This is a genomic window from Sulfitobacter sp. HI0027, from assembly GCF_001634775.1.
Taxonomy (GTDB): domain Bacteria; phylum Pseudomonadota; class Alphaproteobacteria; order Rhodobacterales; family Rhodobacteraceae; genus Sulfitobacter.
In genome coordinates, this window is the sequence record NZ_LWER01000239.1 from 1 (window position 1) to 641 (window position 641).

1 protein-coding gene is annotated in these 641 nt (G+C 59.4%); it reads right to left on the reverse strand.

The window, feature by feature from the left end:
• The coding region (locus A3722_RS14960) for a dTDP-glucose 4,6-dehydratase (RefSeq protein ID WP_150120501.1) at positions 1–641 on the reverse strand (641 nt) is incomplete at both ends.

Consider the following 641-nt stretch of genomic DNA (forward strand, 5'->3'; position numbering starts at 1 on the left):
CACGGTCTTCTCCAGCCCCTCGGCAAGGGTCACGGAAGGGCGCCAATTCAACTCCCGGCGCATGCGATCGGGGTCGATTGCATAGCGCGCATCATGGCCGGGGCGGTCTCTAACAAAGGTGATCTGGTCACTATAAGGGCGCTCCTTGGGGCGTTTTTCATCCAGAAGCGCGCAGATATCGCGGACCAAATCGATATTGGAGCGCTCGTTTTCGCCCCCGATATTATAGCTGCGCCCAATCTCACCCTCCTGCAAGACACGCAGCAGTGCATCGGCATGGTCTTCGACATAAAGCCAGTCACGCACATTCGCGCCATCGCCATAAATCGGGATATCCCGGCCCGCTAGCGCATTGAGGATGACCACCGGGATCAGCTTTTCGGGGAAATGGTAGGGGCCATAATTGTTGGAGCAATTGCTGATCACGACCGGCAGCCCATAGGTCTCGCCCCAGGCCCGCACCAGATGGTCACTGGCCGCTTTCGAGGCCGCATAGGGCGAGCGTGGATCATAGGGGCTGGTTTCCGTGAACTGCCCCGTGGGGCCAAGGCTGCCAAAGACTTCATCCGTGGAGACATGATGAAAGCGCTGCACCTCGGCCGCGCGGGCCGCTTGAAGCAGCTCGAAGGTGCCCATGATAT